Origin of the sequence: Actinomycetospora sp. CA-053990 (assembly GCF_050948445.1) — a bacterium.
Taxonomy (GTDB): domain Bacteria; phylum Actinomycetota; class Actinomycetes; order Mycobacteriales; family Pseudonocardiaceae; genus Actinomycetospora; species Actinomycetospora callitridis.
Genome location: NZ_CP192043.1, coordinates 4,849,322 through 4,873,618, shown reverse-complemented (window position 1 = coordinate 4,873,618; position 24,297 = coordinate 4,849,322). Strand labels below are relative to the sequence as shown.

General features: G+C 74.6%; 29 protein-coding genes. 14 read left to right on the top strand and 15 right to left on the bottom strand.

From position 1 onward, the window contains the following. Positions 1–2 precede the first annotated feature (2 nt). On the top strand, positions 3–758 hold the full coding sequence (locus ACQPYN_RS24970) for an ANTAR domain-containing protein (protein WP_433028958.1): 756 nt from the start codon (positions 3–5) through the stop codon (positions 756–758). A gap of 74 nt (positions 759–832) precedes the next feature. Here ACQPYN_RS24970 and ACQPYN_RS24965 read toward each other — a convergent pair whose 3' ends face one another. Together ACQPYN_RS24965 and ACQPYN_RS24960 are read right to left on the bottom strand one after the other, a co-directional pair. Further along, positions 833–2,101, bottom strand: a complete 1,269-nt coding sequence (locus ACQPYN_RS24965; RefSeq protein WP_433028956.1) for a cytochrome P450 — start codon at positions 2,099–2,101, stop codon at positions 833–835. Next, a complete protein-coding gene (locus tag ACQPYN_RS24960; RefSeq protein ID WP_433028954.1) occupies positions 2,098–2,640 on the bottom strand; it encodes a PadR family transcriptional regulator in 543 nt (180 codons plus the stop codon). Before ACQPYN_RS24960 ends, ACQPYN_RS24965 begins: the two co-directional genes overlap by 4 nt. Positions 2,641–2,772: 132 nt before the next feature. On the opposite strand from ACQPYN_RS24960, the gene ACQPYN_RS24955 reads away from it, so the two are divergent. Beyond that, positions 2,773–3,546 carry an SDR family NAD(P)-dependent oxidoreductase gene (locus tag ACQPYN_RS24955; protein WP_433028952.1) on the top strand — a complete coding sequence of 258 codons (774 nt, stop codon included), beginning with the start codon at positions 2,773–2,775 and terminating at the stop codon, positions 3,544–3,546. Between the two features lie 19 nt (positions 3,547–3,565). Here the strand turns inward: ACQPYN_RS24955 and ACQPYN_RS24950 are convergent, their stop codons facing one another. From ACQPYN_RS24950 to ACQPYN_RS24940, 3 genes are all read right to left on the bottom strand, one after another. Beyond that, on the bottom strand, positions 3,566–3,985 hold the full coding sequence (locus ACQPYN_RS24950) for a hypothetical protein (RefSeq protein WP_328305572.1): 420 nt from the start codon (positions 3,983–3,985) through the stop codon (positions 3,566–3,568). A 98-nt stretch (positions 3,986–4,083) separates the two neighbouring features. Further along, positions 4,084–4,527 (bottom strand): universal stress protein, encoded by a 444-nt coding sequence (locus tag ACQPYN_RS24945; protein WP_433028950.1) that lies wholly within the window; start codon positions 4,525–4,527, stop codon positions 4,084–4,086. Positions 4,528–4,552: 25 nt separating this feature from the next. Next, positions 4,553–4,861 (bottom strand): Dabb family protein, encoded by a 309-nt coding sequence (locus ACQPYN_RS24940; RefSeq protein ID WP_433028948.1) that lies wholly within the window; start codon positions 4,859–4,861, stop codon positions 4,553–4,555. 36 nt (positions 4,862–4,897) lie between these two features. Here ACQPYN_RS24940 and ACQPYN_RS24935 point away from each other — a divergent pair, with 36 nt between their 5' ends. Further along, on the top strand, positions 4,898–5,605 hold the full coding sequence (locus ACQPYN_RS24935; protein ID WP_433028946.1) for a M24 family metallopeptidase: 708 nt from the start codon (positions 4,898–4,900) through the stop codon (positions 5,603–5,605). Here the strand turns inward: ACQPYN_RS24935 and ACQPYN_RS24930 are convergent. Beyond that, the gene (locus ACQPYN_RS24930; RefSeq protein WP_433028944.1) at positions 5,589–6,632 is read right to left on the bottom strand and encodes a patatin-like phospholipase family protein; all 1,044 of its coding nucleotides are present in this window, start codon (positions 6,630–6,632) and stop codon (positions 5,589–5,591) included. The two genes, ACQPYN_RS24935 and ACQPYN_RS24930, sit on opposite strands and share 17 nt — an antisense overlap. A gap of 54 nt (positions 6,633–6,686) precedes the next feature. On the opposite strand from ACQPYN_RS24930, the gene ACQPYN_RS24925 reads away from it, so the two are divergent. After that, entirely contained in the window at positions 6,687–7,109 is a 423-nt protein-coding gene (locus tag ACQPYN_RS24925; protein ID WP_433028942.1) for a PPOX class F420-dependent oxidoreductase, read from the top strand. Here the strand turns inward: ACQPYN_RS24925 and ACQPYN_RS24920 are convergent, their stop codons facing one another. Both ACQPYN_RS24920 and ACQPYN_RS24915 read right to left on the bottom strand, forming a co-directional pair. Next, the gene (locus ACQPYN_RS24920; RefSeq protein ID WP_433028940.1) at positions 7,110–7,472 is read right to left on the bottom strand and encodes a MerR family transcriptional regulator; all 363 of its coding nucleotides are present in this window, start codon (positions 7,470–7,472) and stop codon (positions 7,110–7,112) included. A 106-nt stretch (positions 7,473–7,578) separates the two neighbouring features. Continuing rightward, a complete protein-coding gene (locus ACQPYN_RS24915; RefSeq protein ID WP_433028938.1) occupies positions 7,579–8,055 on the bottom strand; it encodes an Hsp20/alpha crystallin family protein in 477 nt (158 codons plus the stop codon). Positions 8,056–8,184: 129 nt separating this feature from the next. Here ACQPYN_RS24915 and dinB point away from each other — a divergent pair, with 129 nt between their 5' ends. Continuing rightward, entirely contained in the window at positions 8,185–9,384 is a 1,200-nt protein-coding gene (gene dinB / locus ACQPYN_RS24910; RefSeq protein WP_433028936.1) for a DNA polymerase IV, read from the top strand. Between the two features lie 44 nt (positions 9,385–9,428). Further along, positions 9,429–9,962: a VOC family protein gene (locus tag ACQPYN_RS24905; RefSeq protein WP_433028934.1), complete on the top strand. Its 534-nt coding sequence runs from the start codon at positions 9,429–9,431 to the stop codon at positions 9,960–9,962. 217 nt (positions 9,963–10,179) lie between these two features. Here the strand turns inward: ACQPYN_RS24905 and zwf are convergent, their stop codons facing one another. Genes zwf through ACQPYN_RS24890 form a run of 3 tightly spaced genes read right to left on the bottom strand, consistent with a single transcriptional unit; the run spans position 10,180 to position 13,253 of the window. Continuing rightward, complete coding sequence (gene zwf, locus ACQPYN_RS24900) at positions 10,180–11,676, bottom strand: glucose-6-phosphate dehydrogenase (RefSeq protein WP_433028932.1); 1,497 nt, start codon at positions 11,674–11,676, stop codon at positions 10,180–10,182. A gap of 54 nt (positions 11,677–11,730) precedes the next feature. Further along, complete coding sequence (locus ACQPYN_RS24895) at positions 11,731–12,159, bottom strand: SRPBCC family protein (RefSeq protein WP_433028930.1); 429 nt, start codon at positions 12,157–12,159, stop codon at positions 11,731–11,733. Positions 12,160–12,218: 59 nt separating this feature from the next. Next, positions 12,219–13,253, bottom strand: coding sequence for an NAD(P)-dependent alcohol dehydrogenase (locus tag ACQPYN_RS24890; RefSeq protein ID WP_433028928.1), 1,035 nt, complete (start codon positions 13,251–13,253; stop codon positions 12,219–12,221). 92 nt (positions 13,254–13,345) lie between these two features. Between ACQPYN_RS24890 and ACQPYN_RS24885 the strand changes: the two genes are divergently transcribed. Both ACQPYN_RS24885 and ACQPYN_RS24880 read left to right on the top strand, forming a co-directional pair. Continuing rightward, entirely contained in the window at positions 13,346–13,930 is a 585-nt protein-coding gene (locus ACQPYN_RS24885; protein ID WP_433028926.1) for a TetR family transcriptional regulator, read from the top strand. A 112-nt stretch (positions 13,931–14,042) separates the two neighbouring features. Continuing rightward, complete coding sequence (locus tag ACQPYN_RS24880) at positions 14,043–14,951, top strand: endonuclease/exonuclease/phosphatase family protein (protein ID WP_433028924.1); 909 nt, start codon at positions 14,043–14,045, stop codon at positions 14,949–14,951. Between the two features lie 45 nt (positions 14,952–14,996). On the opposite strand, the gene ACQPYN_RS24875 is transcribed toward ACQPYN_RS24880, so the two are convergent. Together ACQPYN_RS24875 and ACQPYN_RS24870 are read right to left on the bottom strand one after the other, a co-directional pair. Next, positions 14,997–15,980 carry a hypothetical protein gene (locus ACQPYN_RS24875; protein WP_433028922.1) on the bottom strand — a complete coding sequence of 328 codons (984 nt, stop codon included), beginning with the start codon at positions 15,978–15,980 and terminating at the stop codon, positions 14,997–14,999. Continuing rightward, positions 15,977–16,351 carry a DUF4440 domain-containing protein gene (locus ACQPYN_RS24870; RefSeq protein ID WP_433028920.1) on the bottom strand — a complete coding sequence of 125 codons (375 nt, stop codon included), beginning with the start codon at positions 16,349–16,351 and terminating at the stop codon, positions 15,977–15,979. The genes ACQPYN_RS24875 and ACQPYN_RS24870 overlap by 4 nt, the downstream gene beginning before the upstream one ends. An 81-nt stretch (positions 16,352–16,432) precedes the next feature. On the opposite strand from ACQPYN_RS24870, the gene ACQPYN_RS24865 reads away from it, so the two are divergent. The 3 genes from ACQPYN_RS24865 to ACQPYN_RS24855 are packed head-to-tail and all read left to right on the top strand — an operon-like array spanning position 16,433 to position 18,259. After that, complete coding sequence (locus ACQPYN_RS24865) at positions 16,433–16,909, top strand: MarR family winged helix-turn-helix transcriptional regulator (RefSeq protein WP_433028918.1); 477 nt, start codon at positions 16,433–16,435, stop codon at positions 16,907–16,909. A 37-nt stretch (positions 16,910–16,946) separates the two neighbouring features. Beyond that, positions 16,947–17,423 (top strand): DUF2243 domain-containing protein, encoded by a 477-nt coding sequence (locus ACQPYN_RS24860; protein ID WP_433028916.1) that lies wholly within the window; start codon positions 16,947–16,949, stop codon positions 17,421–17,423. Positions 17,424–17,428: 5 nt separating this feature from the next. Next, a complete protein-coding gene (locus ACQPYN_RS24855; protein ID WP_433028914.1) occupies positions 17,429–18,259 on the top strand; it encodes a cytochrome c oxidase assembly protein in 831 nt (276 codons plus the stop codon). Here the strand turns inward: ACQPYN_RS24855 and ACQPYN_RS24850 are convergent. Further along, on the bottom strand, positions 18,219–19,913 hold the full coding sequence (locus ACQPYN_RS24850) for an alpha-keto acid decarboxylase family protein (protein WP_433028912.1): 1,695 nt from the start codon (positions 19,911–19,913) through the stop codon (positions 18,219–18,221). The genes ACQPYN_RS24855 and ACQPYN_RS24850 overlap by 41 nt on opposite strands. Positions 19,914–19,929: 16 nt before the next feature. Continuing rightward, positions 19,930–21,435: a class I adenylate-forming enzyme family protein gene (locus ACQPYN_RS24845; protein WP_433028910.1), complete on the bottom strand. Its 1,506-nt coding sequence runs from the start codon at positions 21,433–21,435 to the stop codon at positions 19,930–19,932. A 91-nt stretch (positions 21,436–21,526) separates the two neighbouring features. Here ACQPYN_RS24845 and ACQPYN_RS24840 point away from each other — a divergent pair, with 91 nt between their 5' ends. The 3 genes from ACQPYN_RS24840 (at position 21,527) to ACQPYN_RS24830 (ending at position 24,254) form a co-directional block, all read left to right on the top strand. Further along, entirely contained in the window at positions 21,527–22,450 is a 924-nt protein-coding gene (locus ACQPYN_RS24840; RefSeq protein WP_433028908.1) for a pseudouridine-5'-phosphate glycosidase, read from the top strand. A 78-nt stretch (positions 22,451–22,528) separates the two neighbouring features. Continuing rightward, positions 22,529–23,383 (top strand): GAF and ANTAR domain-containing protein, encoded by an 855-nt coding sequence (locus ACQPYN_RS24835; RefSeq protein WP_433028906.1) that lies wholly within the window; start codon positions 22,529–22,531, stop codon positions 23,381–23,383. Positions 23,384–23,432: 49 nt separating this feature from the next. After that, positions 23,433–24,254, top strand: coding sequence for an adenylate/guanylate cyclase domain-containing protein (locus ACQPYN_RS24830; protein ID WP_433028904.1), 822 nt, complete (start codon positions 23,433–23,435; stop codon positions 24,252–24,254). The last annotated feature ends 43 nt before the right edge of the window (positions 24,255–24,297 follow it).

Genomic DNA, 24,297 nt, shown 5'->3' with positions numbered 1-24,297 from the left:
TGATGACCATCGACAGCCCGTCGGACTCCGGTGAGATCGACGGGGGTCTCGTGACGGCGTTCGTCGGCCTCGCGGACGCGCTGTTCGCCGTCGATCGCGACGCCGGGGTGGTGGGTGTCGTCGAGCGCGTGATCGACGCCGCGCGGTCGATCGTGCCGGGCGCCGACGTCGTCTCGGCCGTCCTGCGCGGGCCCGACGGCCGGCTGGACACCGTCGCGTTCAGCCACCCGGCGGCGCAGAAGGCCGATGGGCTGCAGGACGAGGCCGGCGAGGGGCCCAGCCACACGGCGATGCACAGCTCCGGGGTCGGCGCGGCCATGGGGTACCTCAGCGGCGGCGACCCGTCGTGGCCCGTGTTCGCGCAGCGGGCCGCGGGCGAGCTCGGCCTCCACGCGGTGCTCTCCACCGGCATGTTCCCCGGGGGAGCGCCGCCGCGGTTCGGTGCCCTGAACTTCTACTCGTGGTCGCCCAGCGGCCTCGACGACGCCGACCGCGACATGGCGCTCGTCCTCGCGGCCCACGCCGCGACGGCGATCTCCGCGGTGCAGGCCCGCACGGCCCACGAGCTGCGCGAGTCCCAGCTCCAGGAGGCCCTGAAGAGCCGCGATGTCATCGGCCAGGCCAAGGGCGTGCTCATGGAGCGCCGCGGGCTGGACGCCGACGAGGCCTTCGACGTGCTGCGCCGGACCTCGCAGGACCTCAACGTCAAGCTGCGCGACGTCGCCGAGACCCTCGTGACCCGCCGAGCGGAGCTGTAGGGGTGCGCTGACGCGCACGTGAGCACTTCGGAGTGCCGGAGCACTCCGAAGTGCTCACGTGCCCGGAGGGCACATCACCAGGTGACGGGCAGCTCGTCGAGCCCGCCGGTGAGGCGCTCGGTGTGCAGGGTGAGGGCGTCGGGCTCGACGGCGAGGCGCAGCCCGGGCAGCCGGGTGAAGATCGTCGCGAGTCCCACGCGCAGCTCGGTGCGGGCCAGGCTCGCGCCGATGCAGAAGTGCGGCCCGTGCCCGAACGACAGGTGCGGGTTCGGGCTCCGGTCCGGGTCGAACGCGCCCGCGGCGTCGAAGGCGCTCTCGTCGCGGTTGGCGGCGCTGGTGACGATGACGACGCCGTCGCCGGTCGCGATGGTGACCTCCTCGTCGCCCTCGCCGACCGTGACGTCCTCGTGCGCGTAGCGCAGCAGCCCCATCCCGCCGGGCTCGGCGAGCCGCAGGACCTCCTCGACGACCGCGTCGACCGACCCCTCGGGGTCGGCGACGAGCCGGTCCCGGACCTCGGGGTTCACCAGCAGCAGCACCACGCCGAGCGAGAGCCGGTTGACCGTCGTCTCGTGCCCGGCGAAGAGCAGCCCGACGGTCAGCTCCGCCAGGCGCGCGTCGGTGAGACGCGGGTCGTGCGCCTGCGCGGCGACGAGGTCGGAGATGACGTCCTCGCCGGGCTCGGCGCGCTTCGCCTCGGCCAGCTGCGCGGTGTAGCGCTCGAACTCGGCGCGCGCCACGGCCGGGTCGTCGCCGGTCAGCGTCGCCATGCGCTCGGAGAGACCCTTGAAGTAGACGCGGTCCTCGACCGGCACGCCCAGCAGCTCGCAGATCACGAAGATCGGGAGCGGGACGGAGAACCCGGCGTGCAGGTCCACGGGGTCGGTGCCGCTGTCGCGCGCGGCGACGAGGTCGTCGACGAGCCCCTCGGCGAGCTCGGCGACCCGCTCGTGCAGGCGCCGCATGCGCTTGGCGGAGAAGGCCGGCGTGAGCAGCCGGCGCATCGAGGTGTGGTCGGCGTCCTCGTGCTCGTGGTCGCCGCTGGGCCCGGCCATGACGCCGGCGTCGGAGACGCGCGCGGCCTCCTCCGGCTTCGGGTGGGAGCGCCCGAGGCGCTTGTCGGCGAAGAGGGTCCGCGCCTCCTCGTACCGCGACACCAGCCACACGACGTCGCCCACGGGCGTGCGCACGCGCGTCACCGGACCGGCCGCGCGCAGGCGCTCGTAGAGCGGGGAGATGCGCAGGACGCCCGCGCGCGCGAAGGGGAGCTGCGGCAGGGCGGCGTCGTCGTCGTGCGCGGTCGAGGTGGTGATGGTCGGCTCGTGCGTGGACGCGGTGGTCACGGCATCTCCTCGGTGGGGTCGTCGGCCCGGTGGGTGAGGCGGTCCAGCCAGCCCTGCTCCTCGCGAATGCGCCGCAGGACCTCGTCGAGCACGAGAGCGGCCCAGGGGTCGCTCCCGCCGGCGGTGGTGTCGGCCGGGGCCATCGCCTCGGCCAGCCCGGCGAGCCGGGTCCGGCGCTCCGCGAGGACCCGGCCGCGGGCCGCGAGCACGCCGCGACGCTCGGACGGCGTCAGGCGGCCGAAGCCCGCCAGGCGCGCGAGGAACTCCGCCTCGTCGCCGGCGAGCTCGTCGGGCAGGTCGGCCAGCTGGTCGTGCAGGAGCTCACGGCCGACATCGGTGAGCGTGTAGACGTGCCGGGCGGGGCGGCCGTCCTGCGGCTCGAGCGTGCGCGTCACCGCGCCCGCCTCCCCGAAGCGCTTGAGCGCCGGGTACAGCGAGTTGTTGTGCAGCTTGATCCCCGTCGCCGCCTCCACCCGCCGGCGCAGCTCGTAGCCGTGCGACGGGCGGCGGGCGAGCTGGCTCAGCAACAGCACGTCCACCCACACATAGGTCAGCGTGACCTAGGTACGCGTGACCCGCCACTTGACGTGAGCCTCTCGACACCACGGGTCACGGCGGGCCGACCGGGTAACCCCGGCCTCGTCCAGCGTTCAACCGTTCGAGGAGGACTCGTGGCCGAGGGCCGCTTCACGGGCAAGGTCGTCGTCGTCACCGGCGGGGGCTCCGGCATCGGCGCCGCCACCGCGCACCGCTTCGGCGCCGAGGGGGCCACGGTGGTGATCGCCGGGCGCACGCAGGAGAAGCTCGACAAGGTCGTCGCGGACGCCCCGCAGGGCGCGACGCTCGTGGCGCGCGCCGCGGACACCTCCGACGGCGCCGCGATCACCGCCCTGATCGACGACGTCGCCCGCGAGTACGGCCGCGTCGACACCCTGGTCAACAACGCCGCGATCGCGCGCCCCGGCACCGTCGAGGACCTCGACGTGGAGACGTTCCGCGAGGTCATGGCGATCGACGTCGAGGGCGTCTTCCACGCCTCCAAGGCCGTCCTGCCCCACCTGCGCGCGGTCGGCGGGAGCATCGTCAACGTCGGCTCGGTGTCCGGGCTCGCCGGCGACTGGGGGATGGCGGCCTACAACACCGCCAAGGGCGCGGTCACCAACCTGACCAACGCCATGGCGCTCGACCACGGGCAGGAGGGCATCCGCGTCAACGCGGTGCACCCGAGCCTGACCGCCACCGAGATGAGCGAGGGCATCCGGGAGGACGACGAGAACCTGGCCGCCTTCCGCGCCCGCATCCCGATCGGTCGCCCGGCCGAGCCCGCGGAGGTCGCCGACGTGATCGCGTTCCTCGCGAGCCACGACGCGCGCTTCGTCAACGGCGCGCACATCCCGGTCGACGGCGGGCTGGGCGCCTCGAACGGTCAGCCGAACATGAGCTGAACCATGCCGTCGGGCGGGATCAGGCCTGCAGCAGCGTGCGCCAGACCCGCCCGGCGCCGCGTCCCTGCAGCACCGAGTGCACGGTGATGCCGCGGTCGGCGTCGGGGCGGCCCGCCCCGATCACCGGCTCGACGTCCTGGCCCATCAGCCGGGCCGGCGGCAGCGCGGAGCCGCGCGGGCGGTGCAGCGACACGCGGTGCCGGCGCCCACCCACGGTGACCCGGAGGCCGGCCGCGCCCTCGTACCAGGGGAACGCCAGGCGCTCGACCGCACCGAGCGGGGCGTCGAAGACCACGCCCTCGCCCGTCACCAGCCGGAGCCGACCGGCGTACAGGCTCAGCACCCCGGGCTCGTTGGTCAGACCCCGGAGCAACCAGGCCGGCGTCGCGTACGACGGGGCGAGGTGGGTGGGGCTGGCGGGCGTGAGATGCGTGGTCACGGCGACCTCGGAGGCAGGGCTGGAGCAGCGACCAGAATGACTGTAGGTGAAGAGTCGCCGGCCTCACTGGTACAGATGGGTGATTCGGCGCCGAACGGCTAGGGAACGACGGTGACCGGCCACTTCCCGGCCCGCACCAGGCGACCCGCCAGCGACCCGACGATCCGGTGCCCGGCCTTCGCCGACGCACCGACCACGACGGCGTCGACCCGGCGTTCGTCGGCCAGGCGCACGATCTCGGTGTACGGGTCGCCCCCGACCCGCACGAGCTCCCCGGTCAGCGACAGGTCCTCGAGATACTTCCGTGCCTGCGCCTGGACGTCCGTCGCGAGGGCCTCGGCGGTCTCGCTGAGCACGGCCAGCGCGCCGGGGGCCATCGCCGCCATCGCCGGCGTGGTCGCGACCGTCACGACCAGCAGGTGCGCGTGCTGGCGCCGCGCCAGGCCGGCGGCGTAGGCGCCGGCCCGCAGCGAGGTGATGGAGCCGTCGACCGCGGTGAGGATGGTGCCGGGGCCGTCGGTCCCGAGCTCGAAGCCCGTCATCCCTCGATCCTGCGCCGGGGGCGGCCTACTCGGCGAACTGGACCGCCGTGCGCTGGCCCACCCTGTGCGCGATCTGTTCGGTGATGATCCGCCGGTGCTCCGGGTGATCGCGGTAGACGGCGAAGGCGTCGACGTCGTCGAACACCCCGAGGACGGCGAAGTCGGCGTTGCCGGTGGCGATCCCGGCGTCGCGCCCGCAGCTCCACGACCGCAGCCCCGGCAGGTCGGCGTCGGCGATGAACCGCCGCAGCGCGTCGGCGATGCCGTCGACGACCGCGGGGTCCTCGGCCGCGTCGCCGGTCCAGGAGAAGGTGACGACGTGCGTGAAGCTCATGGCCCGTCATCCTGCCCTGCGGGCAGGATGCTCGGCATGGGCACCGCCACCGGCATCGACGAGGACGAGCGCGCGCGGGAGCTCATCGAGGCCGAGAAGAAGGCGGTCGCGCTGTTCGAGGAGGTCCTCCGGCGCGGGCTCGTGGCGCCGGGGCGCACCGAGAAGCAGGTCAGCGACGACGTCCGTGACCTCGGGGCGGAGCTCTTCGGCACCGACAAGCACTGGCACAAGCGGGTCGTGCGCGCGGGCGAGAACACGCTGCGCCCCTACCAGGACAACCCGCCGGACCGCGTGATCGCCGACGACGACATCGTCTTCCTCGATTTCGGACCCATTTTCGAGGCCTGGGAGGCCGACGTCGGGCGCACGTTCGTGCTCGGCGACGACCCGCACAAGCACCGCCTCGCCGCCGACCTCGAGGAGGTGTTCGACGCCGGCCGCGCGTTCTTCGAGGCCCACCCCGACGTCACGGCCGCCCAGCTCTACGCCGAGATGTGTGCCCTCGCCCAGGCCCGGGGCTGGGAGTTCGGCGGGTGGCACTCCGGGCACCTCGTCGGGGAGTTCCCGCACGAGCACATCGACACCGAGCGGGTGCACAGCTACATCACCGGGGCCAACGACCTGGTGATGCGCACCGTCGACGCCTCCGGGCGGCGGGCGCACTGGATCCTCGAGGTGCACCTCGTCGACCGCGAGCGCGGCATCGGCGGGTTCTGTGAGCAGCTGCTCAGCCTGCGCCACTGACCGCGGCGTGGGCGTCGCGGCGGAAGCGGCGCTTGTAGGCGCGCCAGTCGAACTGCTCGAGGAACTCGGAGGCCTGGGCGTAGCCCGTGTCGTACAGCGCGCGGGCGCGCTCGGGGGTGATCCCGAAGTCGAGGAGCCCCACCGCACCGGCGTCGATGTGGATGGTGCGCGCGGCGACCCACGGCTGGTTGAGCACGGCCTGGTCGCGGCCCAGCAGCATCGTGGTGATCAGCTGCTCGAGCAGGCGCAGCGGCGCAGGCTGGGGGATGTCGAACCAGCGCGAGTGGAACAGGGCCACCCGGTCGCCGATGCCCGGCTTGGGGGCGGTGGTGATCGTGACGCCGAAGGTGGGGAACGCGGGCTCGCGCCCGTCGGTGCGGTCCAGCGAGTCGATGGGGAAGTTCGAGAGCAGACCCCCGTCGACGAGCGTGGACGTGACGTCCGTGCGCGGGTTCGTCAGGGTCGTGGGCTTGAACAGGAACGGGATGGCCATCGATGCGCGGACCGCGTCGGCCACCGACTGCCGATCGGGGTCCAGCCCGTACACCGAGCGGTAGTCCCAGGGCAGGCGCACGAGCTGGCCGAGGGTGAGGTCCGAGCACGTCACCACCAGGCTGTAGCGCTGCGACCGCGGCAGCGCGGGGTCGTCGATGCGCAGGTCGCCGAAGGTGCGGACGCCGAGCGCGGCGAGCTCCTCCTCCACCCACGAGTGCAGCCATTCGCCCTGGTAGAGGCCCTGGCCGCCCAGGAAGGCCAGCACCGGGCCCACGACCGGCACGCGCCCGAGGCCGCTGGGGTCGGCCACCTCGCGGAAGTTCAGCCGGGCCGTGATCTCGCGCAGCTGCTCGCCGCGGGCGCCGGCGGCCACCATCGCGCCAACGAGCGCGCCCGCCGAGGTGCCGGAGATGCGGTGAGGGGCCCAGCCGCGGTCGGTCATCGCCGCGACCGCCCCGGCGAGACCGATGCCCTTCACCCCGCCGCCCTCGAGGACGAGGTCGGCCGGCCGTGCGGCGGTGCTCCTGGCCATGGGACTCCTTCCCCCTGTCGCGCGGTGCCGCGTCCGCCGTGCTGGAGTGGCTCGGTGAGCGCGCCCACGGACCTCTCCGCCCTCGGCGACGAGCCCTTCGTCTCCCTGACGACCTACCGCCGCAACGGTGACGCCGTGTCGACGCCGGTGTGGGTGGCCCGGGACGGCGACGACGCCAGTGTCCTCGTCGTCATCACGGGCGGGGCCAGCGGGAAGGTCAAGCGGCTGCGCCGCGACCCCCGCGTCCTCCTGCGGCCGTGCGACCGGCGGGGCACCGTCGCGCCGGACGCCCCGAGCGCGCCGGGGCGGGCGGAGGTCGTCGACGATCCCGACGCGCAGGCGGGTCCGCGGCGGGCGCTCGCGCGCAAGTACGGCTGGGAATGGCGTCTCGTCTCGGTGCTCGGGCTGGTCGGGCGCGTGGCGCAGCTCCTGGGGCGGGCGCCCGGGGAGCGGGTCATCCTGCGGCTGCGGGACTGATCAGGCACGGTCGCGCAGCCGGTCGAGGTCCGCGCGGGCCTCGTCGCGCTCGGCGCGGGCCTCGTCGCGCTCCGCCCGCGCGTCCTGCAGGTCGCGCCGGGCGTCGGCGAGGTCGCCCTGCAGGGTGAGGATCGACGCCGCTCCGGCGATGGTGTGGCCGTCGTCGGCGAGCTCGCGCACGCGCGCGGCGAAGTCGACCTGGCGCCGTGAGTACCGCCGCTGCCCGCCGTCCGACCGGTGGGGGTGGAGCAGGTCGGCGGCGTCGAGGCTGCGCAGGAACGCCGGCGCGACGCCGATGAGGTCGGCGGCCTGACCGATCGTCAGGGCCGGGTAGTCGTGGTCGTCGAGGCGTTCGACGCCCATGGTGGCCCTCCTCTCGGTGTGCCGACCGCCGGGGCGCGGGCGTGCGCGAACACCCGCCGGGGGTCCCGACGGGTGCTCGCGGCTGGGGAGTCGGTCCGGACGGTGATCAGGAGGTGGGCGCCTCCTCCGTGTCGTGCTGCTCGTGGGTCCTGCCCTCGATGCTGCCCTCGATGCTGGTCGTGGCGCCCGCGTGCTCGATCTCGATGCGGCGCGGCTTGGCCTTCTCGGCGACCGGGATCGTCAGCGTCAGCACGCCGTCGGTGTACGACGCGTGCAGCCGGTCGGTGTCGAGGTCGCGCCCGAGCAGGAGCTGACGGCTGTAGCGCCCGCGCGGCCGCTCGGCCACGAGGTAGTCGCCGTTGCCGCTCGGGGCGGTCCGGGCGGCCGTGACGGTCAGCGCGTTGCCCTCGACCGACACGTCGATCGAGCCGGGGTCGACGCCGGGGAGGTCGAACGAGGCGACGAAGTGGTCACCGGCGCGGTGGACGTCCATCGGCATGCCGCTGACGGCCTGGTGCCGGGACGAGCCGGCGAGGCGCTCGAGCGCACGGAACGGGTCGAAGGGGTCGTAGTTCAGCAGCACGATCGGTCAGCTCCTTCCGTTGCCGCACTGCAAACCTGCTGTTCCTGACGCGGATAGTTGTAGCTCCATCTGCAGGTTTTCGTCAAGTCCCGCGGAGGGATCGCGTCCGTCGGTGCGCCATGCGAACGTGTGTTCGTGTCCGGCGAGCCGACGATCCTGCACGCGGATCTCGACGCCTTCTACGCCTCGGTGGAGCAGCGCGACGATCCCGCGCTGCGCGGACGGCCCGTGATCGTCGGCGGCGGGGTCGTGCTCGCCTGCAGCTACGAGGCCAAGGCCCGCGGGGTGCGCACGGCCATGGGCGGGCGGATGGCGCGGGCGCTGTGCCCGGACGCGGTCGTCGTCCCGCCGCGCATGGAGGCCTACACCGGCGCGAGCCGCGCGGTCTTCTCGGTCTTCGGTTCCGTCACACCGCTGGTCGAGGGGATCTCCATCGACGAGGCGTTCCTCGACGTCAGCGGCCTGTGGCGCATCGCCGGGCCACCGCCGGAGATCGCGGCGCGCCTGCGGCGGGAGGTCGCCGACGACGTCGGGCTGCCGATCACCGTCGGGGTGGCGAGCTCGAAGTTCCTGGCCAAGGTCGCCAGCCGCGTCGCCAAGCCCGACGGGCTTCTCGTCGTGCCGGTCGGCGGCGAGCTCGAGTTCCTGCACCCCCTCGCCGTCGAGGTGCTGTGGGGCGTCGGCGAGGTGACCAGCCGCACGCTGCGGGGCCAGGGCATCACCACCGTCGGCGACCTCGCGGCCATGGGCGGGCCGGGCCTCGAGTCGCTGCTCGGGAAGGGTGCCGGGCGGCACCTCGACGCCCTGGCCCACGGGCGCGACCCGCGCCGCGTGCAGGTCGGGCGCCGCCGGCGCTCGGTCGGCGCGCAGCGGGCGCTCGGCCGCGAGCCCGTCTCGCCCGCGCGCACCGACGCCGTGCTCATGGGCCTGGTCGACCGGGTCACCCGCCGGATGCGTCGCGCCGGGCGCACGGGCCGCACCGTGACGCTCCGGCTGCGCTTCGGCGACTTCAGCCGCGCCACCCGCTCGCACACCCTCGCCACGCCGACGGCCGAGACCGACGCGATCCTCGCCGCGGTCCGCCTCCTCGCCGAGGCCGCGGCCCCGATGATGTTCGAGCGCGGGCTGTCGATGCTCGGCGTGGCCGTCGGCAACCTCGACGACACCGGCAGCCACCAGCTCGAACTGCCGTTCGCCGGTGACGCCGCCCCGCTGGCGCTCGACGTCGCCGTCGACGACGTCCGCGAGCGCTACGGCCTCTCCGCGGTCACGCGGGCAACCCTCCTCGGCCGTGAGCAGGGGATCGAGATGCCGATGCTCCCGGACTAGGAGGCGGACCGTTCCTGTCCGTCCCCTCCGGCAGCCTGACGGCCATGACCCCAGTGCTCGAGGGTGCCGACCTCCCGCCCGGCTACGGCACCGTGAACCCCTTCGTCGCGGTCCGCGGGCCCGGTGGCGCGCCGGGGTTCCTCCGGTTCGTCGCCCACGTCCTCGACGGCCGCGAGACCCGCGCGGCCCACACCGTCGACGCCGACGACCTGCTGATCCACGCCGAGATCCGGGTGGGCGGCTCCACGATCATGGTCTGCGACGCCAAGCCCCACTGGGTCGCCACCCCCGCCCTGCTCCAGGTCTACGTGCGCGACGTCGACGACGTCGTGGGGCGGGCGCGGGAGGCGGGCGCCGAGGTGGTCACCGAGCCGACCCCGTTCCACGGCGGCCAGCGCCTCGCACGCCTGCGCGATCCCTGGGGCGACCTCTGGTGGCTCTACGAGTACGGCCCGGGCAGCACGGCGCCGTCCGAGGGTCCCGACGAGCTGCCCGCGTGGCGGCCCGATCCCTCGGCGCCCCCGAGCTACGTCCACCGGACGATCGACGAGGCCCTCACGGCACCGGGGGCTGGATAGTCGCGCCCATCGCGGGGCGTAGGTGTACCCCGGCAGATGCTTCGGTTTCCGAAGCGTTGTCGTTCCCCCGTCTCATGTGGTGGCGAGGGAGACCTACCGGCTCGGTCCTCGTCCCTCTCTTCTCGGCGATCGCCGCGTCGGCCTCGGCCATCCCCGGCCGTCGTCCCCCTTGATCTCAAGGGCCCGTCAGCACCCCGGCGAGCTGAGCGGAGAGCTCCTACTTCTTCTCCCGCCACGCGCGCTCGAACGGCAGGCGCCAGGCGTTGGGCGCGATCAGTTGGTGGATCGCGTTCGGACCCCACGAGCCGACGGGGTAGGGCTTCACCGGCGGGGGATCGGAGAGCAGCGGGATGGATCGCTCCCACAGCGACTCGATGCCCTCGGAGGTCGTGAACAGCGTGTGGTCCCCGCGCATCGCGTCGAGGATCAGGCGCTCGTAGGCCTCGAGGACGTCGGACGCCTCGCCCGTCTCCTGGGTGGAGAACTGCATGGAGAGCTTCTGCAGCCGCATCCCGGGGCCGGGCCGCTTGCCGTAGAACGACAGCGAGACCCGGGAGGAGTCCGCGAGGTCGAAGGTCAAGTGGTCCGGGCCCTGGGTGCCGACGCCGGAGCCCGGCGGGAACATCGTGCGCGGGGCCTCCTTGAACGCGATCGAGATGATCCGCTGGCCCTCGGCCAGGCGCTTGCCGGTGCGCAGGTAGAACGGCGTGCCCGCCCAGCGCCAGTTGTCGAGCCCGACCTTCAGCGCGATGAACGTCTCGGTGTCGGAGTCGTTCGCGACGTCGGGGTGGTCGCGGTAGCCGCCGAACTGCCCGCGCACCACGTCGTGGGGGTGGATCGGCAGCATCGAGCGGAAGACCTTGTTCTTCTCCTCGCTGATCGACCGGGGCTCGAGGGCCGTCGGCGGCTCCATGGCCACGAACGCCATCACCTGCATGAGGTGGGTGACGACCATGTCCTTGTACGCGCCGGTGGCCTCGTAGAAGTTCGCCCGCGTGTCGAGCCCGAGCTCCTCGGGGATGTCGATCTGGATGTGGTCGATGAAGTTGCGGTTCCAGATCGGCTCGAACAGGCCGTTGGCGAAGCGGAACGCGAGGATGTTCTGCGCCGCCTCCTTGCCCAGGAAGTGGTCGATGCGGAAGACCTGCGACTCGTCGAAGACACGGTGGACGAAGTCGTTGAGCTTCACCGCGCTCTCGAAGTCGTGCCCGAACGGCTTCTCCATGATCACCCGGGCGCCCGAGGTGAGGTCGGCGTCGCGCAGCATCTCCACCACGGCCTGCGCGGCCCGCGGGGGCACCGAGAGGTAGTGCAGCAGCCGCGCGTCGTCGCCGAGCTGCGACTGGGCCTCCTTCACTGCCGAGGTCAGACCCTCGGGGCCTGCGCCCTGGGGGACGTAGCTCAGCCGCGCGGCGAAGTCCTCCCAGGCCTCGTCCTTGAGCCGGTGCATGCCGTAGTTCTGGACCGCGTCCTTCGCGAGCGCCCGGAAGGCCTCGGTGTCGATGTCCTCCATCGCCGTACCGACGATCCGGATCGCCGGGGCGAGCTCGGACTCGGCGAGGTAGGCCAGGCCCGGCAGGAGCTTGCGCTTGGCGAGGTCGCCGGTGCAGCCGAACAGCACGATGACGTGGGGGAGAATCGGGTCGAGATCCCGGCGGAAGGGACGCGACCCGGGTCCGGGGTACGCGACGGACTCCACCTCGCGGTCGGTCATGTGGAGGGACCGTAGTCGGAGAAGGTGACGTCCGTGGGTCCGCGACGCGAGGACTCAGTCGCTCGCCGGACTTCCGCTCCTCTCGAGGATCCGCCGCAGCGTCTCGAGGTCGCGGGCGACGTGCTCGGCGTCCGCCGCGAACTCCTCGTCGCTCATCCCGTCCCGCCGGCGCACGTGGAAGACGAGCTCCGCGCCGTCGCCGAGGGGGACCACCCGCAGCGGGTTCGGCATCTCGAGCCCGTCGGGCAGGCGCACGACGTGGTCGAGCACGCCGAACTCGTTCTCCGGCACGAACTCCACCTCGACGCGCCCCATCGGCGAGTCGGCGATCCACGTCCCGGGCCGGTCGGGGACGGGCTCCACCTGCGCCGTCGCCAGGCCTCCGGCCCAGTCGACGAGGTGACGAGGGTCGGACGCGTACGCGTACACCTCGCGCCAGGGCCGCGCGATCGTCGTCGCCACGAAACGGGTCTGCGTCGTCATGGCGACGATCCTGGACCCGCTCCCGGGCCGCGTCGTGGACGCATCGGACGGGCGGGCGCTCAGCCCAGGTCCACCGAGAAGCGGAAGCGGACGTCGCCGCGCGCGAGGCGATCCATCGCCTCGCCGAGCCGCTCGGCCGGCACGACCTCCACGTCGGCGGTGATCCCGTGCTCGCCGCAGAACGCGAGCATCTCCCGCGTGTCGGGCACGCCGGCGCTCCCCGTGCCGGCGATCCGCTTCTCGCCGACCACGAGGCTCATCGGGTCGACGGTCAGCGGGCGGGTCGGGATGCCGGCGAGGACGAAGGTGCCGTCGACGGCGAGTGCGGCGAGGTAGGGGGCGAGGTCGAGGCTCGCGCCGGTGGTGTCGAGGACGATGTCGCAGCGCCGGTGCTGCGCGTCCATCTCCTTGCTGTCCGAGGACAGGACGACGTCGTCGGCGCCGAGACCCCGGGCGGCGTCGGCCTTCGACGCCGAGGAGGTGAAGGCGACCGTCTCCGCGCCCAGGGCATGGGCGAAGCGGATCGCGAGGTGTCCCAGGCCGCCGACCCCGACCACGCCGACGGTCGTGCCCGGCCCCGCCCCGAACCGCCGCAGCGGCGACCACGTGGTGACCCCCGCGCACAGCAGCGGGGCGACGCCGGCGGGGTCGAGGCCGGCGGGGGAGGCGTAGACGAAGTGCCCGTCCACGACGATCTCGCGCGAGAACCCGCCCTGGGTGATGCCGCCGGAGACCCGGTCGGCGCCGCCGTAGGTCAGCGTCGGGAACTCCCGGCAGTCGTTCTCCCGCCCGGCGCGGCACTCGCGGCAGACCCCGCAGGAGCCGATGATGTTGCCGACGGCCACCGCGTCGCCGGTGGCGAACCCCGTGACCCCCGTGCCCACGGCGGTCACCTCGCCGACCATCTCGTGCCCCGCGACCAGCGGGAAGCCCGCGGGGTCACCGTGGCGCAGCGCGTGCAGGTCGGTCGCGCAGAGGCCGCAGTACGTCACGCGCACCACCACGTCGCGCTCGCCCGGGTCGCGACGCTCGAACGTCCACGGCGCCGGCGCCGCCCCCGGCGCGTGGGCTGCCCATCCCGTCACTTCGTGCATGGGGTTCCTCCGAAAACAAACTGGTTGGTTACTGATGGCTCACGGTAGGCCGGACCTGTGCGTCGCGCAAACCAACTGGTTATTCTCTTCTCGTGGGTGACGGACAGGCGACGCGGCGACGGCTGCTCGACGCGGCGACCGCGGAGTTCGCGCGCTACGGGATCGCCGGGGCCCGCGTCGACCGGATCGCGGCGTCCGCGCAGGCCAACAAGGCGCAGATCTACGCCTGGTTCTCGTCGAAGGACGGCCTGTTCGACGCCGTGTTCGTGGAGCACCTGTCGCTGATCGTCGGCCTCGTGCCCCTCGACGCCACCGACCTCCCCGGCTACGCCGTCCGCCTCTACGACGCCTACCTCGACCGCCCCGAGGTCGTGCTGCTCGCGACGTGGGCGCGCCTCGAGCGCGTGCCGACGGGCGACCTGCTCGCGGTCGCCGCCGACGACGTCGCGGTGAAGCTCGCCCGGATCGCCGACGCGCAGCAGGCGGGCCTGATCGACCCCGAGCCCGCGCCCGCCGACGTGTACTCGCTGGTCATCGCGCTGTCGATGGCCTGGTCGCCGGCCAGCGTGACGGTCGCGGCGTCGACGGACGACGACCCGGCGGAGCACGAGCGACGCCGCACGGCCCTCGCCGCGGCGGTGCGCGGGGCGTTCGCGCCGCGCGCCAGAGCGACGTGACCGGGCCGCCTGACCGGCGCGATCACGGCGAACCGATCCCCGACCCGCCACGATGATCGGCGACGGCTGCCGAGGCGGGGAGGATCGAGTGGCGCGCTGGCCCGCAGGACTCGTGACGGGAGCCGCGGCGGCGACGGCCCTCCTGGTGCCCGAGATGTTCGGTGTGGAGCGCCGGCCGCCCTGGCCGGTCCTGCTCGCCGCGCGACCCGTGTTCGCGGGCGGTCTCGGTGTCCTCGCGGGGGCGCTCGCGGCGACCTCGTCCCGAGCGCGGCCGGCGGCTCTCGGCGCGGCGGGCGTCGCCGGGCTCGTGCTGGTCGCGGGACGGCGACCGGCGGCGACGTCGCCGGGTCCGGTCACGCTCACCGTCCTCGTCGCCAACGTCTGGCAGGGCCGGGCGGACCCCGAGGCGCTCGCCGCGATCGTCGAGGCCGAGCGCCCGGACCTCGTCGTCCTGCCCGAGTCCGGCGAGCGGTTCCGGGCCCGGCTCGAGGACCGTCTCAAGCCCGACCTCGGCTACGTCGCGCACTGCGCCCCGCCGCCCCGGCCGCACCGCCACGTCCCGGAGCACCCCGACGGCCCGTGGACCACGGTGCTCACGGCGCCCTCGCTCGGCGACGTCCGCGTCGCGCGCCTCGTCTCCGGCGGGCTGTACGGCTGGCTGGAGGTCACCGGCGGGGAGCTGGGCGACGCCCGGGTGCTCGCCACGCACACCGTCGCCCCGGTGCCCGGCCTCGTCGAGCGGTGGGGCGACGAGCTCGACCTCGTCGCCGCGTGGCGTGCCGCCGCCCCGGGCTCCACCGTGGTCGCCGGCGACCTCAACACCACCGTCGAGCACCGCGCCCTCGCCGCGCTCGGCGACGGCGGCGTCCCGGGCCCGCCGACCTGGCCGCGGCGCTGGCCCCGGTGGCTCGGCTTCCGCATCGACCACGTCCTCGCCGGCGGTGGCCTCGCCGTGCGCACCTCGCGCGTGCTCGACCTGCCCGGCAGCGACCACCGGGCGGTGCTCGCGCACCTCGGGTGACCACGCCACGGTCGACGAGGTGCGTGGTTCAGGCCTGAGAGACTGTCAGCGGAGTGCCGTCGCAGACGTTGAGTGTCCGTAGGGCCACGCACTCGCGCGCGCGGCAGCGGCGACGGCGACACCGACCGCGGCCAGGTAGGCGATGACGCAGAGTCCGAGGACCGCCAGCGTCACCGTGCTCAGGGCGTCCAACGGCAGCATCCGGAAGGCGTGGACGAGCAGGATCGCCAGACCGAGGCCCACCGCCGCGCACATCGTCGCGACCAGCCGGAGTCGCGCGCGCCCGGTGAGCGCCGTCCCGGCGAGCAGGACCGCGGGCACGGCGAGCAGGACCAGGCCGTGCACGCCGACGGCGTGGGGCAGGACGAGGTCGCCGCCGATCGTGGCCGGTCGGAACCCGGCGTAGTCCGGGCCGACGGTGGCGGCGTCGGGGCCGAAGTAGGCGCCGGTGGCACCGAACGCGCGGCCGATGCCACCCCGGTAGACGCCGCTGTTGGTGGAGATCATGACCATGCCGGTGGCGGCGCCGACCAGCACCACGACGACACCACCGACCACCCCGAGGCGCAGGGACGGCGCCACGCCACGCGACCTCAGCGCGACGACGAGCAGCACGACCATCCCGACGACGAACACCGCCGCGGTCCCGGCCGCGCCGCCGCGCATGAGGGCGGTGTCGAGCGGGGTCGTGAAGTTGTAGTGGCTGGGCACGCCGCGCCAGGCCTGGATGCCGATCACCGTGGTCTCGACCACCGCGAACGCCAGCACCGCACCCCCGACGACGTGGCGCTGCCAGGCCCGGGTGCGCAGGCGGGGCAGCACGGCGGCGACGGACCAGCACAGCAGCCAACCGGTCTCGGCGAACGTCGCGGGCTTGCGCAGCGACACCGGGCCGCTCACCGCGCCGCCGAGCAGGACCATCGCGACGACGTGGACGACCATCGCGACCAGCAGGACGGCGCCGGTGACGACCAGGACCCGCGGCCACGACCACGCCGTCGCAGGACCCACCGGCGCGCGGACGCTCACCGGACGCCCTCGGGGATCGGCCCGCTGAGGTGGGCGCTCAGCAGGCGCCAGTCCTCGTCGTCGCGGCTCGCGACGAGGGTGAGGCGGAAGCGGCCGGCCATCGTGTGCCCGTGGTAGCTCGCGGACTGCGTCTGCACCCCGACCGCCACCGCGTGGTCGCCGTGCTCGCGCACTGCGACGTCGTCGATCGACAGCTCGGCGTACGACAGGCCGTCGTCGAAGCGGCGCAGCCAGGCCGCGCGGTCGAGGACGAAGCCGACGGGGCCGACGAGGGTGACGTCGTCGGTGGCCATCGCGGCGAGCGTCGCCGCGTCGTGGGCGGCCTCGGCGGCGGCGTAGCGCTCGACGAGGTCCTGGACGGTGGCGGTCATGGCGTCTCCTCGGCCGGTAATCGTTACAAGTTGTCATGATTGAGTTGGCGACACCGTTCGTCAAGCACTATCGTTCTCGACGTGGACGCGGAGGGGCTGCCGGTGGCGGGGTCGGCCTTCCTGCTCACCCAGCTCGGGACGCACTGCGCGCAGGCCTTCGCCCGGCGGATCGGCGAGCTCGACCTCACGCCGCCCCAGACGGGCCTGCTGCGCGCCGTCGCGCAGGCCCCCGGCAGCAGCCAGCAGGCGCTCGCGGAGCTGCTGGGGACCCCGGCGACCCGGCTCGTCGCGCTGGTCGACGGCCTCGAGGAGCGTGGCCTCGTCGAGCGTCGTCGCAACCCGGCCGACCGGCGCCTCCACGCCGTGCACCTCACCGACGCCGGCACGACGCTCCTGCGTGACATCGGACGGGTCGCCCGCGAGCACGACGACGCCATCCTGGCCTCCCTCGACGCCGACGAGCGGGCCCGCCTGCACGACCTGCTCGCCAAGCTGGCCGCCGACCGGGGCCTGACGCCGGGCGTGCACCCCGGCTACCGCACGCTGCCGCCGGCCTGAGGGGTTCGGCGGGCGCCGTCCCCGGGCACCACGCCGCATGGACACGACAGCGACGCGCCCGGCGACGGGCCGGTCCGTCCTCGCCGGGGTCCTCATCGGGGTCGGCGTGGCGGCGTTCCTCGACGAGACCGTCTTCCACCAGCTGCTGCACTGGCACCACTTCTTCGACGGCGCGGGGCTCGAGGCCGGGCTGGTCTCCGACGGCGTGTTCCACGCCGGGGGCTGGCTCGCGATCGTCGTCGGCCTGTTCCTCTTCGCCGACCTCCACCGCCGCCGCGCGACGGTGCCGAAGCGCGTCTGGGCCGGGGGCTTCCTCGGGTGGGGCGTGTTCCAGGTCTATGACGGCCTGTTCCAGCACAAGGTGCTGGGGCTGCACCAGATCCGCTACGAGGTCGACCTCCTGCCCTACGACCTCGCCTGGAACATCTCCGGCGCGGTCGGCGCCGTGGTCGGGATCGTGCTGCTCCTGGGCCCCGCACGCCCGATCGCGGTGCGCGCCGAGGACGGGCCCTGACGGCCATGGAGCACGGGGTCCACGATGCGCCGGTCGGGCCCGGCGTCTGGGCGTCCGCCCTGCCGGTGCTGGCCGTCGCCGCGCTCTACGCCGCCGGCGTCCTGCGCCTGCGCGCCCGAGGGGACCGCTGGTCGCCCGCGCGCTCGACGGCCGCGGCCGGTGCCGTCGCGGCGATGGGCGCCGCGCTGCTCCCGCCCCTGGGCGACCGACCGGACGTCGTGGCGCACGTCGTCGGCCACCTGCTGCTGGCCATGGTCGCGCCGCTGCTCCTCGCGCTGGCCGCGCCCGTCACGCTCGCCCTGCGCGCGCTGCCCAGCACCGGGCGCCGGCGGCTGCTCGCCGTGCTGCACAGCCGCCCCGCCCGGGTGCTGACGTGGGCGCCCGTCGTCGCCGTCCTCGAGCTCGGCGGGATGTACGCCTTCTACCTCACCGACCTCTTCGCCCTGGCCCACGCGCACCCGGCGCTGATGACCCTCGTGCACGTGCACATGGTGCTCGCGGGCCTCCTGCTCAGCGTGGTCCTCGTCGGCCGCGACCCGCTCCCGCAGCGTCCGGGGATCGTCGGCTCGCTGGTGCTCCTGCTGGTCGTGGCCGCCGGGCACGACGTGCTGGCCAAGCTGATGTACGCGCGGCTCCTGCCCGCCGGCGCCGGCAGCCCCGACGAGCTCCGCCTCGGTGCGCAGGTCATGTACTACGGCGGCAGCGCGGTGGAGATCGCGCTCGCCGTGGCCCTCATGGCCGGCTGGTACGCCCGCGGCGGCCGGGAGCTGCGCCGGGCGCGGGCGCGCGAGCAGATCAGTGCGCCGGCGCCGGGCGGTTCCCGAGCACGCGGGTGAGCGCGGCGAGCAGGTCCGGGACGTCGTCGCGGGGGACGACGGCCTGCACGAGCGTGACCCGCTCGGGGTGGGCGCTCGCGCCGGCGAGGGCCGCGCGCAGGTCGCCCACGGTGCCGACGCGCGAGGCGTCGAGCTGGTCGCCCCCGCCGAGGGCCCGCGCGAGCGCCGGCCAGTCCCAGGCCGTGATGTCGTTGTACGACTCGTCGGGACCGTGGATGGCCCGCTCGACGGTGTAGCCGTCGTTGTCCACGACGACGATCACCGCCGGGATCCGCTCGCGCAGCACGGTCGCGAGCTCGGTGGCCGTCATCTGCGCGGCGCCGTCGCCGACGAGCAGCACGCCGCGGTGCCCGGGCCGCGCGGTGCAGGTGCCGAGCAGCGCGGGGATCGTGTAGCCGATCGACGCCCACAGCGGCTGGCCGACGAAGGTCACGCCGGCGGGCAGGCGGTGGGGCGCCATGCCGTAGAAGCTCGTGCCCTGGTCGGCGAGCACGATGTCGCCGCTGCGCAGGAACGCGCTCACCTCCCGCCACAGGCTGCTCTGCCCGAGCGGCTCGTCGTCGGGGGCCGCGTCCACCGCCGTCACGGGCTCGGCCAGCGGGGCGGTCGGCGCGGGTCCCGCGCGCCGGGCGGCGACCTCGGCGACGAGGGGCTCGAGGGCCGCGAGGGCGGTCGGCAGCTCGACCGGCGCGAAGGTCGCGGCCCCGACCGACACCGAGCGCGGTCCGACGTCGACGGTGCGGCTGCGGGTGATGTGCTGGGTGAACATCCCGCTGTTGAGGTCGGTGAACTGCACTCCGGCGACCACGAGCACCCCGGCGTCCTCGACGGCGGTGCGCGTGGCGGGCGGGCTCGCGGCGCCGGTGTAGGTCCCCGCGAACCGGGGCGCGCTCTCGTCGACGAGGCTCTTCGCCCACGGCGTCGTCGCGTGCGGCAGGGGACCGGCGGCGAGCAGGCGGGCGAGCGTCTCGGCCGCCCCGAGTCGGTGCACCTGCAGCCCGGCGAGCACCGCGACGTCGTCGGGTGACGACGCCGCCCCGAGGAGCCGCCGGGCGGCCTCGACGAAGCCCTCGAGCGCCTCGGGGTCGGTGGTGTCGACGGGCGCGGGCAGCGCGGCCGCGGCCTTCCCGGCCGGCGCGGCGGCCACGTCGGCGGGGACGACGAGGTAGCCGGGCAGGCGCCGGTCGCGGACCTCGCGCAGCACCCGGTCGATCTCGGCCACCGCGTCGTCCTCGGTGAGCGAGGCCCGCGCGACCGTGATGTCGGCGTGCATCGCCGTGAAGTGCCCGAACACCCCGTCGCCGAGCGTGTGGTGCACCGGGCGGCGCAGGGCCTGCGCGGCGAGCGCGGGGGCGCCGACGATGTGCACCACCGGCACGTGCTCGGCGTAGCTGCCCGCGATCGCGTTGATGGCGCTGAGCTCGCCGACCCCGAAGGTCGTGCACAGCGCGGCGATCCCGCGCAGGCGCCCGTACCCGTCCGCGGCGTAGCCGGCGTTGAGCTCGTTGGTGCACCCCGTCCAGCGGACCGTGGGGTGGTGGGTGACGTGGTCGAGCATCGCGAGGCTGTAGTCGCCGGGGACGCCGAAGACGCGGTCGACGCCCAGCTCCGCCAGCCGGTCGACGAGGTGGTCGGCGACGGTGTACCCGCTCACGGGCGGCAGGCTCCCCTCACGACGGGGCGAGGGCCATGATCGCGGCCCGGTCGGGTTTGCCCTGCTCGGTGAGCGGGAGGTCGTCCGGCTCGACGATGACCAGCGTGTCGGCGACCGCCCGGCCGTGCTCGGCGGCCACGACGTCCCGGCCGGCCGCGACGTCGACCCCCGCGCCCCAGGGCAGCACCGTCGCGATCCGCCGGCCCCGCGCCGGGTCGGCCACGACCACGGCGTAGCGCACGTCGGGCCGGCGCATGAGCGTGTCCTCGATCCCCGTCGGCGTCACCAGCCGGCCGTCGACGAGCGTGCAGTCGGCGGCGCGCCCGAGGACGTGCAGGCGGCCGTCGTCGCCGAGGCGGCCGAGGTCGCCGGTGCGGTACCAGCCGTCGACGAAGTGCTCCGCCTGCTCGACCGGCCGGTTCCGGTACCCGTGCGCCATGGCGGGGGAGCGGACCTCGATCGACCCGTACGCGGGGTCGAGGGCGCCGTCGTCGCGCCGGAACCGGACCTCGACGCCAGGCAGGACCGTCCCGGCGCAGGTGGCGCGCTCGGGGTCGAAGGGGTCGAAGGGGTCGTAGTCGGCGGGCCGCAGGGCGCTGACGATGCCCATCTCGCTGGCGCCGTAGGTGTGCTGGAGCACGGGACCGAGGCGCTCGACGGCACGCCGGCGCAGCGCGGACGGGGCGGAGGCGCCGATGTGCGTCAGCGTCCGCAGCGAGGACAGGTCGCGGCGGGCCACGTCGGGGTGGTCCATGAGCGCGACCAGCTGGGGCTCGACGAGGAACAGGTCGGTGATCCCGTCGGCCTCGATCGACGCCAGCAGGCCGGCGGGATCGGAGTCGTCGCGCAGCACCACCGTGCCGCCGCCGATGAGGGTCTGGGCGACGAGGATCTGGGTCAGGTAGGCCTCGGGGCCCGAGGCGAGCTGGCGCCGCTCGGGGCGGTGCGGGGTGGCGACCGCCGCGGCCCAGGCGGCGACGTCGCGCACGCTGCTCTTCGGGATGCCCGTCGTGCCTCCGGAGGACAGGACCGTGCCGAGGTCCGCCAGGTGCGCCCGCGACGCGAGCGGCGCGGACGACTGCGCGGCGGCGAGCTCGTCGAGGCGCTCCGGGACACCCGCCACGGGGCCGACCGCGACCACGGGTGCGGTCGTCTCCGGCAGCAGGTGGGCGGTCTGCGGGAAGACGACCACGAGTCGCGGGTCGATCTGCGCGAGCTGCTGCGCCCGGCGGTCCGCCCCGGGCGGCGCCGAGACGTACACCGCAGCCGCGTCGATGAGGTGCGTCGCGTAGCGCACCGCCAGCGCGTCCGGGCGGTTCGGCCCGTACTGCGCGACGAGGTCCCCCGTGCCGATGCCCAGGCCGGCGAGGGCCCGCGCGTAGCGGTGGATCGCGGCGAGGAGCTCGGCGCCGGTGGTCTCGCCGTCGGGGTGGCGCACGACGACGCGGTCGCCGGCGGCGTCGAGGGCGACGACGACCTGCTCCACCGAGGGGTGCGGGGTCGAGCCGGCCGGGTCGGTCACGCTCCGTACCGTCGCGTGGAACGAACGCCGGAGCCATCGGCTGATCGGGTGAGCCGTCGTTCACCGCGCGCCGACAGGCGACACTCCCGAGGTGACACCACCCGCCACCGTGCTCGTGGCCGACGAGGTCCGGGAGGCGATCGCCGCAGGTCGGCCGGTCGTCGCGCTCGAGTCCACGATCATCACCCACGGGCTCCCGCGCCCACGCAACCTCGCGACGGCGCTCGAGGCCGAGGAGCTGCTCCGCGACGCCGGCGTGGTGCCGGCGACGGTCGGCGTCGCTGGCGGGCGTCCCGTCGTGGGCCTGGCGCGGGCCGAGCTCGCGCGCCTGGCCGGGACGGCGGGCGTCGAGAAGATCAGCGTGCGCGACCTGCCGGTGGCGGCCGCGCGGGGCGCCGACGGCGGCACCACGGTGGCCGCGACCGCCCTGCTCGCCCACCGGGCCGGGATCGGCGTCTTCGCGACCGGTGGGCTCGGCGGCGTGCACCGCGGGGCGTCGACGACCTTCGACGAGTCGGCCGACCTCGTCGCGCTCGCCGGCGTCCCGATCCTCGTGGTCTCCGCGGGCGTGAAGTCGATCCTCGACGTCCCCGCCACCCTGGAGCGCCTCGAGACCCTCAACGTCACCGTGCTCGGCTACCGCACCGACGCGTTCCCCGGCTTCTACGTGCGTGACTCCGGATCGCCGGTGCCCGCCCGGGTCGAGAGCCCGCAGGAGGTCGCGGCCGTCGTCCGGGCCCGCGACGCGCTGGACCTGCGCTCGGCGGTGGTGCTCGCGAACCCGGTCGCCGTGTCGGCCCAGCTCGACCCCGACGAGCACCGTGCGGTGCTGGACGAGGCCCTCGCCGAGGCCGGCGCGCAGGGTGTCGTGGGCCACGACACGACACCGTTCCTGCTCGATCACATGCGACGCTCGACCGAGGACCGCAGTCTCGAGGTCAACGTCGCGGTCTACCGGGGCAACGTGTCCCTGGGCGCCGAGGTGGCCCGGGCGCTGGCGGCCGGGGAGGGCTGACGCGTACCTCTCCCGACCTTCGGGTACGCAATACGGAGCCTGGACGCGGTCGGGAACGACACGAGAGGGAGCGGTGGGGTGACGAGGCAGGGCAGCGAGGTCGACTGGGACGCCGAGCGTTCGGCCTTCGTGGCCGAGGACGCGACCGAGCGCCTCAAGGGCAACGACGGATACCCCAGCAACGGGAGCGCGCCGGCCGGGGGGCCACGGATCGGCATGCTCGCGGAGGCCGTGGGCGAGCTCTCCGCGGCGCTGCTGGACACCCCGCTGACCGAGGGGGTCAACGAGCTGCTCGAGCGGGTCGTCGGCCTCGGACCCCGTGTGGTCACCGCCGCCGACCTCGCCAGCGTCACCCTGCGCCGCGAGGACGACGGGGGCTACTCCACGCCTGCATACTCCGACGAGCTCGCGGTCCAGCTCGACAAGGTGCAGTACGACCACCAGGAGGGCCCCTGCGTGCGGGCCCTGGAGGCCGGCGGGCTCGGTGTCGCCCGCAGCGACGACCTCGCGCACGACACCACCTTTCCGCGCTTCGGCCCGGCCGCCGCCGATCTCGGGGCGGGCAGTGTGTTCGCGGTCGGCCTCTTCCCCGTCGGCGGTCAGCGCCCGCTGCGCGGCGCGCTCAACTTCTACCGTCGCGACGCCGGGGGCTTCGGTCAGGCCGACCGCGAGGCCGCGGTGCTGCTCGCCGCCCACGTGTCGACGTCGCTCGCGTACGTCACGGCGACCGAGGCCGCCGAGCTGCGCCAGACGCAGTTCCGCGTCGCGCTGGACTCCCGCGACGTCATCGGCCAGGCCAAGGGCATCCTCATGGAGCGCCGGGGCCTGCCCGCCGACCAGGCGTTCGACGTGCTGCGCCGGGCGTCGCAGGACCTCAACGTGAAGCTGCGCGACGTCGCCGCCACGCTCGCCGAGCGTCGCGCCGACCTCTGAGGACCGTCCCGCCCGCGCCGGCTCCCGGGGTGCGGGCGAGGATCACCGCATGGCCGAGCAGGAGAGCACCGACGAGCAGGACGGCCGGTGGGCGCGGTTCCGCGCGTCGACGGCGCAGGCCGCACGGCGGGCGCGCGACCTGGACCGGTCGGAGGGCCTGCGCACCGCCGTCGCGCGGGTGCGCCGCGCCCTGCCCGGCGACGCGCATTTCGGCGACCCGCTGTCCCTCGGCGGGGCGCGGCACGCGGAGTTCGCCGGCCGCGCCGTGGTCGGCCTGACCGGGGACCGGCCCGGCGTCACGCGCGAGGTGAGCCTGGGCGGGCTGCAGCTCTGGCAGTCGGTGCTCGAGCGGTTCGGCGGCGGTGTGGGCGAGCGGGAGGTGACGCTGGTGTTCACCGACCTCGTCGAGTTCTCCCGCTGGGCCCTGCGCGCCGGCGACGACGAGGTCCAGCGCGTGCTGCGCGAGGTCAGCGAGGCCTGGGAGAAGCCGGTCACCGACCGCGCGGGCACCGTGGTCAAGCGCCTGGGCGACGGGATGATGGCCGCCTTCGCCGAGCCGACCAGCGCCCTCGAAGCCGTGATCGAGGCCCGGACGCGGCTCGCTGCGCTCACCGTCCCCGACTGGACGCCGAGGATGCGGGCGGGCCTGCACATCGGGCGCCCGCGCCGCGTCGGCGGCGACTTCCTCGGCGTCGCCGTGAACACCGCGGCGCGCCTGGGCGACCGGGCCGGGCCCGACGAGATCCTGATCAGCGGCGACCTGCTCGCCCGCCTCGACGAATCCCGCCTGCGCGTGCGCCGCAAGCGTTGGAACACCCACCTCAAGGGCGCCCCGCCCGACCTCCAGATCTTCGCGGTGGAGAAGGCCTGACCCTACGTGAGTGAAGTTCCCGGCTATAGCCGGGAACTTCGCT

Coding starts and splice junctions, on each gene's coding strand:
- ACQPYN_RS24970 (WP_433028958.1), top strand. CDS start 3: ATGACCATCGACAGCCCGTCGGACTCCGGTGAGATCGACGGGGGTCTC.
- ACQPYN_RS24945 (WP_433028950.1), bottom strand. CDS start 4,527: ATGACGGGCTTCGAGCTCGGGACCGACGGCCCCGGCACCATCCTCACC.
- ACQPYN_RS24940 (WP_433028948.1), bottom strand. CDS start 4,861: ATGAGCTTCACGCACGTCGTCACCTTCTCCTGGACCGGCGACGCGGCC.
- ACQPYN_RS24935 (WP_433028946.1), top strand. CDS start 4,898: ATGGGCACCGCCACCGGCATCGACGAGGACGAGCGCGCGCGGGAGCTC.
- ACQPYN_RS24930 (WP_433028944.1), bottom strand. CDS start 6,632: ATGGCCAGGAGCACCGCCGCACGGCCGGCCGACCTCGTCCTCGAGGGC.
- ACQPYN_RS24920 (WP_433028940.1), bottom strand. CDS start 7,472: ATGGGCGTCGAACGCCTCGACGACCACGACTACCCGGCCCTGACGATC.
- ACQPYN_RS24905 (WP_433028934.1), top strand. CDS start 9,429: ATGACCCCAGTGCTCGAGGGTGCCGACCTCCCGCCCGGCTACGGCACC.
- zwf (WP_433028932.1), bottom strand. CDS start 11,676: ATGACCGACCGCGAGGTGGAGTCCGTCGCGTACCCCGGACCCGGGTCG.
- ACQPYN_RS24895 (WP_433028930.1), bottom strand. CDS start 12,159: ATGACGACGCAGACCCGTTTCGTGGCGACGACGATCGCGCGGCCCTGG.
- ACQPYN_RS24890 (WP_433028928.1), bottom strand. CDS start 13,253: ATGCACGAAGTGACGGGATGGGCAGCCCACGCGCCGGGGGCGGCGCCG.
- ACQPYN_RS24870 (WP_433028920.1), bottom strand. CDS start 16,351: ATGACCGCCACCGTCCAGGACCTCGTCGAGCGCTACGCCGCCGCCGAG.
- ACQPYN_RS24860 (WP_433028916.1), top strand. CDS start 16,947: ATGGACACGACAGCGACGCGCCCGGCGACGGGCCGGTCCGTCCTCGCC.
- ACQPYN_RS24855 (WP_433028914.1), top strand. CDS start 17,429: ATGGAGCACGGGGTCCACGATGCGCCGGTCGGGCCCGGCGTCTGGGCG.
- ACQPYN_RS24830 (WP_433028904.1), top strand. CDS start 23,433: ATGGCCGAGCAGGAGAGCACCGACGAGCAGGACGGCCGGTGGGCGCGG.